This window comes from Micromonospora eburnea, assembly GCF_900090225.1.
Taxonomy (GTDB): Bacteria; Actinomycetota; Actinomycetes; order Mycobacteriales; family Micromonosporaceae; genus Micromonospora; species Micromonospora eburnea.
Genome location: NZ_FMHY01000002.1, coordinates 229,832 through 247,906, shown reverse-complemented (window position 1 = coordinate 247,906; position 18,075 = coordinate 229,832). Strand labels below are relative to the sequence as shown.

17 protein-coding genes and 1 riboswitch are annotated in these 18,075 nt (G+C 72.5%); of the genes, 7 read left to right on the top strand and 10 right to left on the bottom strand.

Features of this window, described 5'->3' with window-relative positions; all coding sequences use genetic code 11:
• Positions 1-111: 111 nt before the first annotated feature.
• Complete coding sequence (locus tag GA0070604_RS01430; RefSeq protein WP_091112854.1) at positions 112-1,047, bottom strand: ABC transporter substrate-binding protein; 936 nt, start codon at positions 1,045-1,047, stop codon at positions 112-114.
• Between the two features lie 114 nt (positions 1,048-1,161).
• Positions 1,162-1,248: riboswitch (cobalamin riboswitch) on the bottom strand.
• Positions 1,249-1,466: 218 nt separating this feature from the next.
• On the opposite strand from GA0070604_RS01430, the gene GA0070604_RS01425 reads away from it, so the two are divergent.
• Positions 1,467-2,807, top strand: coding sequence for a C39 family peptidase (locus GA0070604_RS01425; RefSeq protein WP_091112850.1), 1,341 nt, complete (start codon positions 1,467-1,469; stop codon positions 2,805-2,807).
• A gap of 89 nt (positions 2,808-2,896) precedes the next feature.
• On the opposite strand, the gene GA0070604_RS01420 is transcribed toward GA0070604_RS01425, so the two are convergent.
• From GA0070604_RS01420 to mqnE, 4 genes are read right to left on the bottom strand one after another with little or no spacing between them, the layout of a single operon-like run.
• Complete coding sequence (locus tag GA0070604_RS01420; RefSeq protein WP_141721203.1) at positions 2,897-3,382, bottom strand: hypothetical protein; 486 nt, start codon at positions 3,380-3,382, stop codon at positions 2,897-2,899.
• Between the two features lie 41 nt (positions 3,383-3,423).
• Positions 3,424-3,702, bottom strand: a complete 279-nt coding sequence (locus tag GA0070604_RS01415) for a DUF4229 domain-containing protein (protein ID WP_091112842.1) — start codon at positions 3,700-3,702, stop codon at positions 3,424-3,426.
• 35 nt (positions 3,703-3,737) lie between these two features.
• On the bottom strand, positions 3,738-4,166 hold the full coding sequence (locus GA0070604_RS01410; protein ID WP_091112838.1) for a hypothetical protein: 429 nt from the start codon (positions 4,164-4,166) through the stop codon (positions 3,738-3,740).
• Positions 4,167-4,176: 10 nt separating this feature from the next.
• The gene (gene mqnE, locus GA0070604_RS01405) at positions 4,177-5,346 is read right to left on the bottom strand and encodes an aminofutalosine synthase MqnE (RefSeq protein WP_091112835.1); all 1,170 of its coding nucleotides are present in this window, start codon (positions 5,344-5,346) and stop codon (positions 4,177-4,179) included.
• Positions 5,347-5,590: 244 nt separating this feature from the next.
• Between mqnE and GA0070604_RS01400 the strand changes: the two genes are divergently transcribed.
• The 4 genes from GA0070604_RS01400 to GA0070604_RS01385 all read left to right on the top strand — a co-directional run bounded on the left by GA0070604_RS01400 (position 5,591) and on the right by GA0070604_RS01385 (position 11,475).
• Positions 5,591-7,144 (top strand): C40 family peptidase, encoded by a 1,554-nt coding sequence (locus tag GA0070604_RS01400; RefSeq protein ID WP_208601956.1) that lies wholly within the window; start codon positions 5,591-5,593, stop codon positions 7,142-7,144.
• A gap of 109 nt (positions 7,145-7,253) precedes the next feature.
• Entirely contained in the window at positions 7,254-8,744 is a 1,491-nt protein-coding gene (locus GA0070604_RS01395) for a hypothetical protein (RefSeq protein WP_091112831.1), read from the top strand.
• A 185-nt stretch (positions 8,745-8,929) separates the two neighbouring features.
• Positions 8,930-10,726 carry a DEAD/DEAH box helicase gene (locus GA0070604_RS01390; RefSeq protein WP_377592332.1) on the top strand — a complete coding sequence of 599 codons (1,797 nt, stop codon included), beginning with the start codon at positions 8,930-8,932 and terminating at the stop codon, positions 10,724-10,726.
• 128 nt (positions 10,727-10,854) lie between these two features.
• Positions 10,855-11,475 carry a putative glycolipid-binding domain-containing protein gene (locus GA0070604_RS01385; protein ID WP_091126828.1) on the top strand — a complete coding sequence of 207 codons (621 nt, stop codon included), beginning with the start codon at positions 10,855-10,857 and terminating at the stop codon, positions 11,473-11,475.
• Positions 11,476-11,546: 71 nt separating this feature from the next.
• Here GA0070604_RS01385 and cds1 read toward each other — a convergent pair whose 3' ends face one another.
• Positions 11,547-12,671: an L-cysteine desulfhydrase Cds1 gene (gene cds1, locus GA0070604_RS01380; RefSeq protein ID WP_208601955.1), complete on the bottom strand. Its 1,125-nt coding sequence runs from the start codon at positions 12,669-12,671 to the stop codon at positions 11,547-11,549.
• A gap of 25 nt (positions 12,672-12,696) precedes the next feature.
• Complete coding sequence (locus tag GA0070604_RS01375; RefSeq protein ID WP_091112822.1) at positions 12,697-13,155, bottom strand: Lrp/AsnC family transcriptional regulator; 459 nt, start codon at positions 13,153-13,155, stop codon at positions 12,697-12,699.
• A 269-nt stretch (positions 13,156-13,424) separates the two neighbouring features.
• Between GA0070604_RS01375 and GA0070604_RS01370 the strand changes: the two genes are divergently transcribed.
• A complete protein-coding gene (locus tag GA0070604_RS01370) occupies positions 13,425-13,688 on the top strand; it encodes a BldC family transcriptional regulator (RefSeq protein ID WP_091112819.1) in 264 nt (87 codons plus the stop codon).
• 30 nt (positions 13,689-13,718) lie between these two features.
• Here GA0070604_RS01370 and GA0070604_RS01365 read toward each other — a convergent pair whose 3' ends face one another.
• Positions 13,719-14,363 (bottom strand): UbiX family flavin prenyltransferase, encoded by a 645-nt coding sequence (locus GA0070604_RS01365; protein WP_091112816.1) that lies wholly within the window; start codon positions 14,361-14,363, stop codon positions 13,719-13,721.
• A 169-nt stretch (positions 14,364-14,532) separates the two neighbouring features.
• Here GA0070604_RS01365 and GA0070604_RS01360 point away from each other — a divergent pair, with 169 nt between their 5' ends.
• The gene (locus GA0070604_RS01360; protein WP_091112812.1) at positions 14,533-15,483 is read left to right on the top strand and encodes a terpene synthase family protein; all 951 of its coding nucleotides are present in this window, start codon (positions 14,533-14,535) and stop codon (positions 15,481-15,483) included.
• A 67-nt stretch (positions 15,484-15,550) separates the two neighbouring features.
• Here the strand turns inward: GA0070604_RS01360 and mqnP are convergent, their stop codons facing one another.
• Together mqnP and GA0070604_RS01350 are read right to left on the bottom strand one after the other, a co-directional pair.
• Entirely contained in the window at positions 15,551-16,465 is a 915-nt protein-coding gene (gene mqnP, locus GA0070604_RS01355; RefSeq protein ID WP_091112808.1) for a menaquinone biosynthesis prenyltransferase MqnP, read from the bottom strand.
• A complete protein-coding gene (locus tag GA0070604_RS01350; protein WP_091112805.1) occupies positions 16,465-17,925 on the bottom strand; it encodes a menaquinone biosynthesis decarboxylase in 1,461 nt (486 codons plus the stop codon). Before GA0070604_RS01350 ends, mqnP begins: the two co-directional genes overlap by 1 nt.
• Positions 17,926-18,075 lie beyond the last annotated feature (150 nt).

Genomic DNA, 18,075 nt, shown 5'->3' with positions numbered 1-18,075 from the left:
CCGACCGGACGGCCGGGCGCGGATCGGGACGCGGGCGGGCCGGCCGGCCGGGACGCGTCGGGCGTCCCGGCCGGGCCGGCGGATTCCACTGGGCGCACGCTCACCGGCAGGTCACGCCGGGACCTTGGCGGTGGCCTCGACGATCGTCCGGAGCAGGTCGACCACGCGCGGGCCCCAGCGCGAGGCGATGTCGTCGTCGAGAGCGACGATCTGGTTGTTCTTCACTGCGGTGACGCCGGCCCAGCCGCTGCGGGCCTTGACCGTCTCGGCCGTCTGCTGGCAGCACTTGGTGTCGGAGAGGAAGACGAAGTCCGGGTTCGCCTTGACGATGACCTCCTGGGAGAGCTGCGGGTAGCCGCCGTTGCGGCCGTCGGCGTCCGACGGGTCGGCGATGTTCTCCAGGCCGGCGAGGGCGTAGATCGAGCCGATGAAGGTCTTGCTGGTCGCGGTGTACAGCTCCGGGCCCAGCTCGTGGAAATAGGTGAGCTTCTCCGCCCGCTTCGGCAGGCTGCCGGTGAGCGCGGCGATGTCGTCCTTCATCTTCCTGGTCAGGTCGGCCGCCTCGCCCGGGTGGCCGGTCAGCGCGCCCAGGTCGGTGATCTGCTGGTACGTGTCGTCGATCGTGGCGGCGGCGGGGGCCAGCAGCACCGGGATCTTGAGCGTGGTGAGCTGGTCGACGATCTTGTTGAGGTCGTTGGCGAGCACCACCAGGTCGGGGCTCTTGCCGGCGATGGCCTCGGCGTTGGGCTGGTAGCCGGAGAGGTCGCTCTTCGGTGCCTCCGGCGGGTAGTTCGACTGGTCGTCGACGGCGGTGACCTGCTTGCCGGCGCCGATCGCGAAGAGGACCTCGGTCGCGGTCGGCGACAGCGAGATGATCTTCTCCGGGCGCTTGTCGAGGGTCAGCTTGCCGACCGTGACCGGGAAGGCCGCGGCGGAGCTGCTGCCGGCGGCGGGGGCGTCGGTCGCGGTCTTCTCGGCGCAGCCGCCGAGGATGAGCGCGCCGACCGCGAGGGCGGCGGCGAAGAGCCGGGGGGTACGTCTGGACATCGGTCCTCCTGTCGGTCGAGGAGCGTGGTGCTTCGCCGACAGGGAGCGCCTGGGCGTACCCGTCCGCGAGGCGCCCTTCCTCGAGAGCGCGTGTCGCGACCGTGCCGCAGGCGACCTGGCTCGTCCCCGATCGGCAGCGGCGGTGGGCCGGCACCGGTTCGGGGCATCACAGTTGCGGGACAGCGCCGGTTTCGCACCGGCTTCGCTGCGGGTCGGTCGGTAGCACGGTAGCGCACGACCAGCGGAGATCGTCCGGATGGGCGGGGTGGGTGGCGCCCGGCGGGCCGCCCCGACCACGCGGCGGCATCCCGACCGGATCCCCTCACCGGCAAGGATTTTCCATGCGTCGACCTCTGGCGAAAATTCCCGCCAGGGGCGACAGTGAACGGCAACGATGCCGTACTCCCGTGGGAGCTGCCATGATCACGAAACCGTTGCGCGCGGTCGCCCTCGCCGGCGTGACCGCGCTCGCCCTTCTCGGCACCGCCGCGCCCGCCCAGGCGGGCAACAACCTCCCGGCCGGTCCACACGACGAGCAGATCACCTTCCAGGAGTGGTCGAAGTACCCGGACTGGCGTACCGGCACCCACCAGGGGACGCGGGCCGTCCCGGGGCACCTCACCGGAATCACCATCGACCAACCGGTCGGCACCACCGAATTCACCGACAAGCACGGCGGCACCACCCGCACCTGGGAGTACGCCACCTGGACCTCCCCGGAGCGGGCCGTCGGCTTCGACGCCACCGAACTGGTCGCCTCGTGGAACGCGGAGACCCCGGCCGGCACCTGGATCCAGGTCGAGATGCACGGCACGTACAACACCGGCCAGCAGACCCCCTGGTACGTGATGGGCCGCTGGGCCTCCGGGGACCAGGACATCAAGCGGGCCACCCTGGACGGCCAGGGCGACCCCTGGTCGACCATCTGGACCGACACCTTCTCCATCGACGACGCCGCGAAGGGCGTGCTGCTGCGGTCGTACCAGCTCCGGCTGACCCTCTACCGGGCGCCGGGACAGGACGCCGCGCCGCGGGTCCGGATGCTGGGCGCGATGAGCTCGAACGTGCCCGACCGGTTCACCGTCACGCCGAGCAAGGGCGGGATCGCCTGGGGCGTCGAACTGCCCGTTCCGGCACGTTCCCAGATGATCCACCGAGGCAACTACCCGGAGTGGGGCGGCGGCGGCCAGGTCTGGTGCAGCCCGACGTCCACCACGATGGTGCTGGAGTACTACGGCAAGGTGCCGTCCACCGAGGACATGTCCTGGATCACCCCCGGCTACACCGATCCGCAGGTCGCCTACGCCGCCCGGATGACCTGGGACCACGAGTACGAGGGCGCGGGCAACTGGCCGTTCAACACCGCGTACGCGGCCAGCTTCCCGGGCATCGACGCGCGGGTCACCCGGATGCACTCGCTGGACGAGGTGGAGCGCTTCATCAAGGCCGGCATCCCGGTCATCACCTCGCAGTCCTTCCTCGGCGAGGAGCTGGACGGGTCGAACTACGGCACCTCCGGGCACCTGTTCGTGGTGGTCGGCTTCACCGCCGACGGTGACGTGATCGTGAACGACCCGGCGTCCTCCTCGAACGCCGAGGTGCGCAACGTCTACAAGCGGGAGCAGTTCGAGCAGATCTGGCTGCGGACCAAGCGGTACCGGGCGAACGGCACGGTGGCCGGCGGCTCGGGCGGCATCGCGTACCTGATCAAGCCGACGAACAAGGCCTGGCCGGTCGTCCCCGGCTCGACCAACTGGTGATGGGACGGGCCCGGCACCTCCCCCTCGGGACGGTGCCGGGCCCGTCGCCACGACGTCGGCCGCTGTGGCGCGTACCTCCGACGAGGCGGTTACGCCGACGGGGCAAACGACGCGGGCGTGGCCGACGGTTCGGCCGTCTCACGGCGGCGCCGGATCGCCCGTACGATGATCACCACCCAGATCACCAGAGCGGCAACACCGGCCACGACGAGCCCGGTGACCTGCAGGTAGGTCGATCCGCCGGTGGTGGAGTAGACGCCCCCGCGGGCACCGGTGTCGCGCGCCGGAGCGGTGTCGCCCTTGGCCAGCCCGTCCGGCGCGTCGTAGAGAAGCACATCCGCGCGCTGGGTGCCGCCCTCGGTGGCGACGAAGTTGCCGTGCCACTTACAGCTGCGCCGGCCACACTCCTCGTTCACCGCGGTGAACGTGCCCGACGTTCCGCCACCGTTCTTCGCCTGCCAGGCGGGGGCGAGGTCGGTGGCCCCCATCATCAGTCCGATGGCGGCGATGGCCGGCAGACCGATCCAGACGAACGCCTTCGTCCGCCATCCATTGATCGTGTTAAGGAAACTCACGGCGGCCGACCATACCGACACCCGGCCGCTCGCTGGCCGGCCTACTCCTCGCGGCGCTGCTCCGCCGGCTCGGACCGGTCGTCCCCGGCGAGCGCGGAACGCAGCCGCTCCTTCTCGGCGCGGCGCCGGTCCGACGCCTCGGCCATCTCCCCGGCCATCTCGTCGCGCCAGCCGCGGAGCAGGACGAACGAGAGCGCGGCGGAGGAGATCAGCGCCAGCATCAGCCGCAGGAACATGCTCATCTCGACGAACCAGAGGGCCGCCAGCACGCCGACGAACAGCCCGATCCGGCCCAGCGTGTACTTGACCGCCGCGCTCACCTTCGTACTCCGTTCTCCATCACGCCGGCGCGGGCTCAGCCCGTACGCCGGGCCAGCCAGTGCACGCCAGGAAACCAGATCACCGCGTAGACCACGGTGAACACCGCCGCGGCCAGCGCGCCGGAGACCAGCGGCGGCAACCCGGCGGCCAGTCCGGCCGCCAACAGCCCCGCGAAGACCCCGACCGCGACGCCGGCCAGCGCCGCCAACACCCGGGCGGCGCCGAAATCCCAGGCCCGGAAGTCGTCCCAGAACAACCACACCGGCAGGATCACCGCCAGCCAGCCGTTGGTACGCCCGAACCCGCCCGCGCCCATCGTGGCGAACGCCCATTCGAAGAGCACCAGCGCCAGCACTCCGATCACCAGGCCGGCGAGACTCACCCCGAGCAGGTCGCCCAGGGTGAGGATGCGCCCCTCGGCGTCCCGCCGGGGGAAGGTGCGCTGCTGCTCCTCGGTGGTCATCGGCGTCCGGTCAGGCCCAGACCTGCTGCGGCTCGGCCCGGCGCTCGGCCAGCGACGGGGCCGCGTCGTACTCGCGGACGATCTCGTAGCGGGTGTTCCGCTCGACCGGGCGGAAGCCGGCGTCCCAGATCAGGTGCAGCAGGTCGTCGCGGTGCATGGTGTTCGGCGTGCCGTACGCGTCGGCATCGTGAGTGATCTTGTATTCCACGACGGAACCGTCCAGGTCGTCCACACCGAAGTTCAACGACAGCTGGGCCACCGAGAGACCGTGCATCACCCAGAAGCACTTCACGTGCGGGACATTGTCGAAGAGCAGCCGGGACACGGCGAAGGTCTTCAGCGACTCGGCCGGCGAGGCCATCGTGGTCCGGGCCTGGATCCGGTTACGGATCTTGCCGTCCGCCGAGTCGACGAAGTCGTGCTGGTAGCGCAGCGGGATGAAGACCTGGAAGCCGCCCGTCTCGTCCTGCAACTCGCGCAGCCGCAGCACGTGGTCGACCCGGTGCCGGGGCTCCTCGATGTGGCCGTAGAGCATGGTCGACGGGGTCTTCATGCCCTTCGAGTGGGCCAGCCGGTGGATCCGCGACCAGTCCTCCCAGTGGCAGGCGTGATCGACGATGTGCTGCCGGACCTCCCAGTCGAAGATTTCCGCGCCGCCGCCGGTCAGCGACTCCAGACCGGCGTCCATCAGCTCGTCGAGGATCTCGTCGGCGCTCAAGCCGCTGATCTTCTCGAACCACTGCACCTCGGTCGCGGTGAACGCCTTGAGGTTGACCTTCGGCAGCGCCGCCTTCAGCTCGCGCAGCACCTTCGGGTAGTAGCGCCAGGGCAGGGTCGGGTGCAGGCCGTTGACGATGTGCAGCTCGGTGAGCTGCTCGTCCTCCATCTCCTTGGCCTTGCGGACCGCCTCGTCGATCCGCATCGTGTAGGCGTCCTTCTCGCCCGGCTTACGCTGGAACGAGCAGTACGCGCACGACGCGGAGCAGACGTTGGTCAGGTTGAGGTGCCGGTTGACGTTGAACATCACCCGGTCGCCGTTCGACTCGGTGCGCTTGTGGTGGGCCAGCCGCCCCAGCCAGGCGAGGTCGTCGCACTCGTAGAGGGCGATGCCGTCCTCGCGGGTGAGCCGCTCCCCCGCGTAAACCTTCGCTTCGAGCTCACGCTTGAGTCCGGCGTCCATCGAAAGCCACGTCCCTTCCACCTGCGATCCCGGTCGAGCGTACGTCGCGGGGCCGACGAACCGGTGACCTGGTCGACCCCAGCGACGGAATTCACCGGCTGCCCGTACGGTCGTCACCCTCCGCGCATCGACATAGGTGCGCGAGTGAGGTAAGACAGGGTGGGGCGGAACGAACACATCCGTGCCGTCCCGGTCCACCCGCGCTCATCCGGCGCGGAACGCACCAGACCGGACGGGGAGCGGAATGGCCGACAGCAGGCGGCGTCGACGGCAGCGACGCAGGTTCCCGATCATCTCCCCGGTGCTGCGCCCGGCGCTCTGGTCCGCCCTGCTCGGCGCGGTGGCGGCGGCCGCGTTCGCCACCCCGGTCTGGGCCGACCCGCTGCCCGACACGATCCCGAGCGCCGGCCTCCGCCCCACCTACACCGGCACGCTGCAACTCCCCGGCGCGGTCCCCGGGCTGCCCGGTCAGACCCCGGGGGCGCCCGGTGTCACCCCGGGCATCACCGACCCGGCCGCCGGGCCGCTGATCGCGCAGATCAACCAGGTCGACGCGCAGGTCGCCGAGCTCGGCGACAACCTGATCGAGGCCGAGAAGGCCTGGGCCGCGGCGCAGGCCGAGCTGGCTCTCGCCGCCAAGACGCTCGAGGAGGCCCAGGACGCGCTGGCCCGGGCCCAGGAAAACGCCCGCAACGCCGCCGCCGACGCGGTCAAGGCCGCCGCCGCCGTGCCGCCCCTGCCGTTCGGCGCCGACCTGCGTGAGCTCAGCGACCTCCAGCGGATCAACCGCGGCGACAAGGCCGACGGGGCCACCACCGCGGTCACCGGCGAGGTCACCCGGGCCACCGCCGCCGAGAAGACGGCCCGCGAGGCACACGCCGCGATCCAGCAGCGCACCAACGAAAAGGCCAACGAGCACGCGCGGATCAAGGCGGCGCTGGACGAGCTGGAAGCCAAGCTGGTCAAGCTGCGCAAGGACAATGCCGCGCTGCTACTCGAGATCGAGAAGCGGCAGGACGCCGCCGAGCAGCAGTTCGGCAGCTCGTACGTCGTCGACCAGAACGTCAGCGGGCTGGTCGCCGACCCGCAGGCACTGGCCGCCGTGCGGTACGCCCTCGCCCAGCTCGGCGACCCGTACCTGTGGGCGGCGGAGGGCCCGGACCGTTTCGACTGCTCCGGCCTGGTCCTCGCCTCGTACCGGGCGGCCGGCTACCGTGGCCTGCCCCGGGTCTCCCGCGACCAGTACTACGCCACTCGCTCCCGCACCGTGAGCCCGAACGCGCTGCTCCCGGGCGACCTGCTCTTCTTCGCCTCGGGCAGCAGTTGGACGAGCATCCACCACGTCGCCATGTACATCGGCAACGGCAAGATGGTCGAGGCGCCGCGGACCGGCGACGTGGTCAAGATCTCGGTGGTCCGCTGGAGCCGGCTCTACGCCGCCACCCGGGTGATCGGCGCAGTCCCCGCCCCGGCCACCCCGGCACCGGACCCGACCGGGACGACCCCGCCGCCGAAGCCGACCCCCTCGACGATCCCCACGCCCACGCCGAGCCGGACGGCCTCCCCCAAGCCGACCCGTACGCCCACCCCACGGCCCACCACGCCGAGTCCGAGCCACACCCCGTCGACCTCGCCGAGCGGCTCGCCCACCGGCTCGCCGACGTCCGACCCGCCCGAGTCGCCGAGCACTTCGCCGGACGACACGACGGGCAGCGAGCCGGCCGTGACGGCGAGCGCCGCCAACCCGTCGAACAGCGCGTCCGGCACCGCACCGTCCACCCCGAGCACCGGTAGCTGACCCAACCGTCCGCTCCGGCTGTGCTGCCGGGCCGGAATGTGGCACGGTGAGACCCAGGCACTCCAGGCCAACGCCACGGTCCGGGGTCGACGCGGGCGCGGAGGGAAGCATGGGCGAGCAAGAGGTTCCGGCGGAGACGGTCCACCCCGGATCCACGCCCGAGCCCACCGGGCAGCCGTCCGGACCCGCCGGTGAGCTGCCGGGCGAGGCGGCTCCGGCCGCCGTCGCCCGGGCACGGGTCAGCGTCGCCGCGGCCGCCGTACCGCCGCCGGCTGACGACCGGCCGAGCACGCCGGCCGCCGCCACCACCACGTACCGGGCGGGCGCTCCGGCGCAGGCGGCACCGCCGGCCGAGGCGGGGCAGGCCCGGGCCAGCGTCGCCGTGCCCGGCATGAACCGGATGTCGCCGGACGAGATCGCCGCCGCGCCGGTGGCGAACGCCGGCGGTGCCAAGGTCTACCGCGCGGGTCCGGTCAACCCCGAGCCGCCCGAGCCGGCACAGCCGCCGGAGCCCGTGCAGCCGCCGACGCCACCCGCTCCGGAACCCGAGCCGGCACCGACGCCCGTACCGGGTCCCACCCCGCCGTCGCCGGCACCGCCCGTGCCGGAGCCGGAGCCGCCGTTGCGGCCGGTGCCGCCGGTGCCCGCGCCGCCACCCGGACCGACCCCACCCGGGCCGGTCCCGCCGCGGCCCGGGCCGCCGGTGCCACCGCCCGGCCCACCGACGCCACCGCCTCCACCGCCACCCGGCCCGATGCCGGCGCCCCCGTTCCCGCCGCCACCGGCCACGGCCAACCCGGCGGACGGGCCGGCACCCATGTCGGACCCGGCATCCCCATCCCTGGCTGACCCGCTGGGTGGGCCCGCCGCCGCGCCCTCGGCCATACCAGCCACCCGCGCCAGCGCACCGGTCCCCGCACCACCGAGTCCTCCGGCCGTCCGGGCCAGCGCATCCGTCACCGCGCCGTCGGAGCCGACAGCGGTCTCCGCACCACCGTCCGCGCCCGCCGTCCGGGCCAGCGCATCCGTCACCGCGCCGTCGGAGCCGACAGCGGTCTCCGCACCACCGTCCGCGCCCGCCGTCCGGGCCAGCGCATCCGTCACCGCGCCGTCGGAGCCGACAGCGGTCTCCGCTCCGGTCGGGACGCCGTCGCCCCCGCCGGTCTCCGCGCCACCGGTGGCGGCTACCCCGGCGCCGGTTGTGCCGGGGCCCGCGCTGCCCACCTGGCCGCCGCCGACCAACCCGACCGGCCCGGCCGGCGGATCGGCGTACCCGGCCGGGGGGCCTACGGCCTCCTCCGGGCCGGCCCACCTGGGCGGTTCCGACCTGGCCGGTACGGCGTACGGGGGCAGCGACGGTGCCGGCTTCACCACTTTCGCGTTCCCGCAGGGCCACTCGGAGGAGAATTCCGGCTCCCTGACCGGGCACATCCTGGCCCAGGGCTGGGCCGAGGACGCCCCGGCGGCCCGGTCCAGCACCGCCAGGGTGGTGATCGTGCTGGCCGTCTCGCTGGGTCTGGTGATCGCGATCAGCCTGCTGGTGGTGTTCCTGGCCAACGACGCGTTGAGCGGGTTGACCGGCGGCGCGGGGGGCAACTGACGGGGTGAGCCCGCCCACTACGGCGTCTCGGTGCGGTGGCGACCGCGCCGGGCCGCCGTACACTTGTAGAGATCATTGACCCGGCGCGCGGATCGTGCGCCCATGGGCGATCTTGCGGGCGATTCGGCGGCGTTCAGCGCTGCGGCGGGCCATCGCGAAGATGCGCCCCGCTCGAAAGGCATTTCTTGACCATTTCTGCTGCCCCCGGCACGTCCCCGTCCGCCGACCAGGCTCCGACGCCCGAGCCTCCGGCCATCGAGACCGTCGACTTCGCCGCGTTGGGCCTGCCCCGGCGGCTGGTCGACGCGCTCGCCCGACAGGGCATCACCACCCCGTTCGAGATCCAGCGGGCCACGCTGCCGGACGCACTCGCCGGACGCGACGTCCTGGGCCGGGGCCAGACCGGCTCGGGCAAGACGCTCGCCTTCGGCCTGCCGGTGATCGCCCAGCTCGCCGAACGCAACCGGGCCCGCCCGCTGCACCCGCGTGCCCTGGTCCTGGTGCCGACCCGGGAACTGGCCATGCAGGTCAACGACGCGCTGATGCCACTCGGCAAGGCCGTCGGCATCTTCCTCAAGACCGCTGTCGGCGGCGTGCCGTACGACCGGCAGATCGACTCGCTGCGCCGGGGCGTGGAGATCGTCGTGGCCACCCCGGGGCGGCTCGGCGATCTCATCGAGCGCGGCGTCTGCAAGCTGGACGACGTCGAGATCACCGTGCTCGACGAGGCCGACCAGATGGCCGACATGGGCTTCCTGCCCGAGGTCACCGAGCTGCTGGCGAAGACCCCGGCGCAGGCCCAGCGGCTGCTCTTCTCGGCCACCCTGGACAACGACGTGGACACCCTGGTCACCCGGTTCATGACGGACCCGGTCACCCACTCCACCGCGCCGCCGACCGCCGCCGTGTCCACCATGGATCACCACTTGCTGCTGATCCCGCCGCACGACAAGTTCGCCGTCGCAGCGTCCATCGCGGCCCGGGACGGGCGCACGATGCTCTTCGCGCGTACCCAGCTCGGCGTCGACCGGCTGGTCGAGCAGCTCGCGGCGGTCGGCGTACGGGCGGGTGGCCTGCACGGCGGCAAGACCCAGCGGATGCGTACCCGGACCCTGGCCGAGTTCCGTGAGGGGCGGATGAACGTGCTGGTCGCCACCGACGTGGCGGCCCGGGGCATCCACGTCGACGGGGTGTCGCTGGTGCTGCACGTGGACCCGCCGAAGGACCCGAAGGACTACCTGCACCGGGCGGGGCGTACCGCCCGGGCGGGAGAGTCGGGCGCGGTCGCGACCCTGGTGCTGCCGAAGCAGCGCCGGACGACCCTCGCCATGCTCGAGAAGGCGGGCGTCGAGCCGGCGCAGACCCGGGTCCGTGCGGGTGACCCGGCGCTGGCCGAGCTGACCGGCGCCCGCGAGCCCAGCGGCGTACCGGTCCGGGACGAGCCCGAGCCGCGCCGGCACGGCGACCGCCCGTCCGGCCCGCGCCGGTTCGGAGGCCGCGAGCGCGGATCCTTCGAGCGTGGCGAGCGCGGGTCGTTCGACCGGGGCGGGCCTGGCGAGCGCCGGTTCGGCGACCGGGACGAACGGCGCTCCGGCCGGCCCTTCGGGGAGCGGCGCGAGCGGGCCGGGGATCGGGGTGGCGAGCGCCGGTTCGGGGACCGGCCCAGCGGTGACCGGGGCTACGGGGACAGGGGCTACGGCGACCGGGACACCCGGAGTTACAGCGAGCGCGGCCCCCGCGGCTACAGCGACCGCGACGCACGCGGCGAGCGCGAGACCCGAGGCTACGGCGACCGCGTCGAGCACCGGTACGAGGACCGGCCGCAGGGTGGGCGGCGCTTCGGCGATCGGGATGGCCGGGGTGGCGACCTTCGACCGACGGATCGCCGGGCCGGCTTCCGCGCCGAGGGGCGGGTCCGGGACGACCGGCCACGCGACGACCGACGCAGCTTCGGCGGGCGCCCGGCGACGCGCGCCCACTGATCGGTCCCACTTCCGCTGGTACGGCGGAGCGAGCTGACGTACGCCGTCGCCGAGCCACTCGGCGGCGGCGTTCGCGCATCCCGTGCCGGTGCTCGGCCGGTGGGCGTAACGTCCGCCTCATGCCGACCATGCCGAAGTCGCTCTTCTGGACCAGGACCGACACCGCCGGCTCCGAGCACGTCGTCTTCGACGATCGCGAGGGTCTCTTCGCGCGGGGGGTGGTGCTGGCCGTGGACCCCATCCCGTACACCTGCCGGTATCAGCTCACCGTCGGCGCGGACTGGTGCACCAGCTCGCTGGAGGCCGAGGCCGCGGGAGCCGGCTGGACGCGCAGCGTACGCCTGGAACGCGCCGAGGACGGCTGGCGGGTGCGTACCGGCGAGGAGGGTGACCTGGACGCGGCGTTGCGGGCGGCCGGGCACCCGCCGGCCGGCCTGCCGGGCACCGACGAACCGGACCGGCTGGCCGCCGCGCTCGACGTCGACCTGAGCGGTTCGCCGCTGTTCAACACCCTTCCGGTACGCCGGATCGGGCTGGGCCGGACCCCGGCGGACCACGCCCGGCAGGTCGCCGTGGCCTGGGTGCTGCTGCCCGGCCTGGCCGTGTTGCCGGGCGATCAGGTCTACACCTCGCTCGGGCCGGGCCGGGTCCGCTTCGCCAGCGGCACCTTCACCGCCGACCTGGACATCGACCCGAACGGGTACGTGGTGCGCTACCCCGGCCTGGCCGAGCGGATCGACCCGCGCTGACCCGCGCCGCGCCCACTGTTGTGAGAAGGGTTCCCTGCTCTACCGGAGGCGTTAAGAGGGGGCCCTTCCTTTCACGCGGGCCAGCTGCCGGTGGCGAGGAAGTTGTCGATGGTGGCCCGGTGGGGGGCGAGGTCCAGCCCCTGGGCGGCCACCCACTCGTCGGCGTAGTACGTGTCCGCGTAGCGGTCACCGGCGTCGCAGATCAGGGTGACCACCGACCCGGTCCGCCCGGCGGCGAGCAGCTCCGCGATCAGCCCGAACGCCCCCCACAGGTTGGTGCCGGTGGAGCCGCCCACCCGACGGCCGAGGACCGCCGAGCCGGCCCGCATGGCGGCCAGCGAGGCGGCGTCCGGCACCTGGAGCATCCGGTCCACCACCGAGGGCAGGAAGGACGCCTCGACGCAGGGGCGACCGATCCCCTCGATCCGGGAGCCCCGGTTGGTCCGCATCGACCAGTCGCCCGCCTGCCAGGCCGGGAAGAACGCGGAGTTCTCCGGGTCGACCACGCAGAGCTTGGTGGGCAGCCGACGGTAGCGGGTGTACCGGCCGATGGTGGCGCTGGTGCCGCCGGTCCCGGCGCCCACCACGATCCACGCCGGCACGGGGTGCCGCTCCAGCGCGAGCTGCGCGTAGATCGACTCGGCGATGTTGTTGTTGCCCCGCCAGTCGGTGGCCCGCTCGGCGTACGTGAACTGGTCCATGAAGTGCCCACCGGTGTCCTCGGCGAGCCAACGGGCCTCGATCACCACCCGGGCCGGGTCGTCGACCAGGTGGCAGCGCCCGCCCTGGAACTCGATCTGGGCAATCTTCTCGGGCGAGGTGGCGGCGGGCATCACCGCGATGAACGGCAGCCCCAGCATCCGGGCGAAGTACGCCTCGGAGACCGCGGTCGAGCCGGACGACGCCTCGATGATCGTGGTCGCCGGGCCGATCCAGCCGTTGCAGAGCCCGTACAGGAAGAGCGAGCGGGCCAGCCGGTGCTTGAGCGAGCCGGTGGGGTGCACCGACTCGTCCTTGAGATAGAGGTCGATCCCCCATTCCCTGGGTAGCGGGAAGGGCAGCAGGTGGGTGTCGGCGGAGCGGTTGGCGTCCGCCTCGACCGCGGCGATCGCCTCGGTCACCCAGGCTCGGCTGGCCTCGTCACACCGGTCGAGATGAGTCACGCCGGCAACGTTACAAGCGAGGTCGGCTCGCATCTCGGCAGGCCCGGCTGCCCGGCCCTCAGGAGGCGGGCGGTTCGACCGGCTGGGGACGGTTCTCCCACTTGGTGGACAGGGCGATGCCGGTCCGGGTGGAGGCCACCCCGGGTGTCCGGTTCAGCCGGACGATCAGCTGCTCCAGCTCGGCGATGGTGCCGACCCGCGCCTTGAGCAGGAACGATTCGACACCAGCCATGAAATAGCAGGACTCGATCTCGGGCATCTGCCGGAACGCCTCCAGCACGTCGTCGGTGTCGGCGTTGGAGTCCTCCACGATGCCGATCAGCGCGGTGACCCGGAGCCCGATCGCCTCCGGCTGCACCTCGGCCCGGTACGCCCGGATGACCCCGCTCGCCTCCAGCTTGCCGACCCGCTCGTGCACCGCCGGTGCGGAGAGACCCACCTGGCGGGCCAGCTCGGCGTACGACAGGCGGGCGTTGCCGCGCAGCAACTCCACGAGGCTGAGGTCGATCGCGTCCACGGAGTGTGACCCTATCCGTTCGGGCGTAACGCCCGGCGCTCGGCATCAGTTGAACATGGCAGTTGGTAAGGGCTTCACAAACTCGCAGTCACAGGAGTTCTCCGCCGGTACCATTTACTAACTTCTCACTCCGTGCGTTTTTCGCGTTTGGCGGACAGGCCAGGTCGCCGGTGCTGTAATTGCCATACGTCCCTCATGACGGCTCTGGGCTCGCACCGGCCGGGGGCAGTGTGTTCAGCCGGGGGCTTCGTCGACGCGAGGAGGGGGCTGTGGACACTGGAGATCGCCTGCTGACACCGGGTGAGGTCGCCGCGCTGTTTCGGGTTGACCCGAAGACCGTGACGAGATGGGCAGCGGCCGGCCGGATAGGCAGCATCCGGACTCCAGGCGGGCATCGCCGGTTTCGGGAATCCGAGGTGCGAGCCCTGCTTGAGGGGGAGGGCATGCTGGACGAGGCGGAGGACATGAGCAGGCGCAGTACGGGCCCGACCGCCTCGACCGGCCCCGGACCGGCGAACGCCGGCATGTACTGACCCGGGGCCGATCGGCGCGCGGACCGGCCGTCAGGTGCGGTCCGCGTCCCGTCGGGCCGCCGCCAGCTCACCGGACCAGCGCCGGAAGAGCGTGTGCGGCACACCGAGCGCATCCAGCACCTTGCCGGCCACGAAGTCGACCAGTTGTTGGGCGGAGGCCGCTGCGCCGGCGCCGTAGAAGCCGGGGCTGGCGGGCAGGACGACGGCACCGGCGTCGTGCAGCCTGATGAGGTGTTCCAGGTGGCTGCGGGTCACCGGGGTCTCCCGTGGCACCACGACCACCGGCCGCCGCTCCTTGAGGTTCACCTCGGCGGCGCGCTGCAACAGGTCCTTGGAGAGCCCGATGGCGATGCCGGCGCAGGCTGCCGTGCTGGCCGGGACGACCGCCATCCCGCGTACCGGGTAGGAGCCGCTGCTCGGCCCGGCGGCCAGGTCGCCGGCCGGCCAGAACCGCAGGTCCGCGTCGGCGAGGTCGCGGCCGAGCCAGGTGGCCAGGTCGTCGGCCCAGTGTGCGTCCCGGAAGGGGCGTCCGGTCTCGTCGAGGATGGTCAGCCGGGCGGCCCGGGAAACGATCAGGTCCACCGCCTCGCCGGCGTCGAGCAGGCCACGGATGACCGCTGCGGGGTACGGCGTGCCGGATGCCCCGGAGACGCCGACCACCCATGGTTCGCGCATACCGTCAAGCGTGCCTGGTCGGCCGGGAAGCCAGGCGGGCACCCCCGAGGCCCCGCCCGGCCCGTCCTGTTTGTCCGGTCGTCGGGCGGCTTGTCCGCCGGGCCGGATGGGAATCCCACCAACCTGCCATGCTTCCGTCGACGGGCCACGTCACGGAAGGGGACCGGTGATGACGGAAGCAGTGCTCCGGTCGCTGCGGTCCGCCTGCCCGATCGCGCCCCGGCTCTCCCCGTACGCGGAGCCGGTGCAGGAGTGGCTGGCCGGTCAACTCGACCGCCTCGGGCTGCCGCCGGACACCGCCGCCCGGCAGCGGCTGGCCCGCGCCGGCTTCGCCCGGTACGCCGGCCGGCTCCACCCGGATGCCGTCGAACCCGACCTGCGCGTGCTGGCCGCCCTGTTCACCTGGTTCTTCCTCGTGGACGACAGCTGTGACGGGCCGGGCCAGCCGGACCCGGCGCGGATCCGGGCCCTGCGGGACGGTGCGCTCATCCTGCTCCGGCAGGGCTCCCACGCCCGCCATCCCGGTATCTCCGGTCCGTTGCGCCGGCTGCTCGCCCAGGCGTGGCGGGAGCCCCGGCGCCGGATGCCGGCCCGCTGGCGGCTCCGCTTCGCCGACGCCGTCGCCCACCATCTCGACGGCGTGTGGCGGGAGGCGGTCGCCAGGTCCGCCGGCCGGGCGCCCGGGGTCGACGAGTACGTGGAGCTGCGCCGAGCCACCTCGGCGGCGTACGTGTCGTACCCCCTGATCGAGTTCGCGGCCGGCCGGCCGCTGCCCGACGCGGTCTACCACCACCCCGCGCTGCGCCGGCTCGCCGACGTCGCCAACGACCTGCTCTCCTGGTTCAACGACATCGCCTCGCTGGAGCGGGACCGGGCCACCACCGGCGGCCACAACCTGGTGCTGGCGGTGGCCGCCGAGCGGAGCGTGCCGGTGGCGACCGCCGTGGACCTGGTCGCCGACCGCTGGCGCAGCGAGATGGGGCGCTTCCTGGCGCTGCGCGCCGCCGTACCGTCCTTCGGGCCGGCGCTGGACGAGTCGGTCACCGCCCTTCTCGACGGGGTGGCCAACACCGTCCGCGGCACCCTCGACTGGACCCTCGAAAGCGCCCGCTACGGGTAAGGAGGGGCCCCTTGTTAACGCCTCCCGTAGAGCAGGGGCCCCCTCTTAACAGCGTTGCGGCGGCGACTCAGCGGCGCAGGTGGAGGCGGATCACCAGGTCGAGCAGGGCGAAGACGAACAGCGCGATGCCGACGAACCCGTTGGCGGTGAAGAACGCCCGGTTGACCTTGCTCAGGTCGGTCGGGCTGACCACCAGATGCTGGTAGCCGAAGGCGAGCGCGGTGAGCACCAGCCCGATCCACCAGAGCCAGCCGAACCCGACCAGCGCCCCGAACCAGAGGAACAGGGCGAAGGTCACCACGTGCGCCACGGTGGAGGCGTGCAGCGCGAAGCGCAGCCCGTAACGGGCGGGGACGCTGTGCACCCCGATCTTCCGATCCACGTCGGCGTCCTGGCAGGCGTAGATCAGGTCGAAGCCGCCGATCCACAGGCCCACGGCCACGCCGAGCAGCCAGGCCGGTCCGGAGCCGGCGAGGGTGCCGGTGACCGCCAGCCACGCGCCGACCGGCCCGACCGCCTGGGCGACCGCCAGGATGGCGTGCGGCCAGTTGGTGAACCGCTTGCCGTACGGGTAGACGACCAGCGGCACCACGGCGAGCGGCGCGAGCGCCAGGCAGAGCGGGTTGAGCAGGGCGGCGGTGGCGAGGAAGACCACCAGCGCGACCGCCGCGCCGGTCCAGGCCGTCCGCAGGCTCACCGCCCCGGTGACCAGTTCCCGGTTGGCGGTACGCGGGTTCCGCGCGTCGATCCGCCGGTCGAGGATCCGGTTGGCGGCCATGGCGAACGTACGCGCCCCGACCATCGCCACGGTGATCAGGAGCAGGTCGACCCAGCGGACGTGCCCGCCGTTGACCCGCATCGCGGTCAGCGCCGACAGGTACGCGAACGGCAGCGCGAAGACCGAGTGCTCGATCGCGACCAGCTTGAGGAAGGACTTGACCCGGCCCGGTCGTGCCACCGGGGCCTCGGCGACGGCGGCCATCAGATCCCGTACTCCTTCCAGCGCTTGTCGACCAGCGAGACCACCTCGGGCGACATGCTCATCTCCTCCGGCCAGCCCCGGGTGTAGCCCTCGGCGGGTAGCTTGCGGGTGGCGTCGATGCCCGCCTTGCCGCCCCAGAACTGCTGGTACGACGAGTGGTCGAGGTGATCGACCGGCCCCTCGGTGACCAGCAGGTCGCGGGCGTAGTCGACGTTGCCGAAGGCGCGGAACGCGACCTCGGCGTAGTCGTGCACGTCGCAGTCCTCGTCGACGATCACGATCAGCTTGGTCAGCGACATCAGGTGCGCGCCCCAGATCGCGTTCATCACCTTCTGCGCGTGTTTCGGGTAGCGCTTGCGGATCGAGACGATCGCGCAGTTGTGGAAGACCCCGGCGGCCGGCAGGTCGTAGTCGACGATGTCCGGAATCATCAGTTTGAGCAGCGGCTGGAAGATCCGCTCGGTGGCCTTGCCCAGGCCGTGGTCCTCCTGCGGCGGCTTCGAGGTGATGATCGAGTGGTAGACCGGGTCGCGCTGCATGGTCATCGTCTCGACGTGCAGCACCGGGAACGGCTCGACCGGCGTGTAGTAGCCGGTGTGGTCGCCGAACGGCCCCTCGGGCAGCCGCTCGCCGGGCTCCAGGTAGCCCTCCAGCACCACCTGGGCGTGCGCCGGCACCTGCAACGGCACGGTCAGGCAGTCGACCATCTCCACCCGCTCACCGCGCAGGAAGCCGGCGAACAGGTACTCGTCGATGTCGCTGGGCAGCGGCGCGGTGGCCGCGTACGAGACGACCGGGTCGCAGCCGATCGCGATGGCGACCGGGAGCCGCTGCCCGAGCCGCTCGGCGACCGCGTGGTGGGCGGTGGAGTCCTTGTGGATCTGCCAGTGCATGCCCAGCGTGTTCCGGCTGTGCTGCTGGAGGCGGTAGAGGCCGAGGTTGCGCTTGCCGGTCTCCGGGTGCTTGGTGTGGGTCAGCCCGTAGTTGTGGAAGATCCCGCCGTCGCCAGGCCAGACCTGGAGCCCGGGCAGCCGGCTGAGGTCGACGTCTTCACCCCGGTAGACCACCTGCTGGCAGGGCGCGGTCTTCACTTTGCGCGGCGGGACGGACTTGAGCTGCATGACCTTGCCCAGGCCCTCGCGGATGCCGGACCAGCCGACCGGCAGCTCCGGCTTGATCAGCCCACCGATCCGCTCGCCGATCTCGTCCAGCGAGTCGACGCCGAGCGCCATCGCCATCCGCTTCTCGGTGCCGAACAGGTTGATCGCGACCGGCATCTCGCCCCGGGTCGGCCGCTCGAACAGCAGCGCCGGGCCGCCGGCCCGCACCGTCCGGGTCACGATCTCGCTGATCTCCAGCGTCGGGTCGACCGGGACGCTCACCCGCCGCAGCTCACCCGCGCGCTCCAGCGCCGCGAGGAAGTCCTTCAGATCGGTGTACGGAAACCCACGAGCCGCCATGCCGCCATCCTCCCGCACCCCCGTCCGCCCCGCTCACGCCGGGTGCTGTGTAAGGAGGGGCCCCCTCTTAACGCCTCAGGTAGAGCACGGGCCCCCTGTTAACGCGGCAGCCGCGATGCGGAACGGAGCTGGCATGGCCGGGAGCCTGCC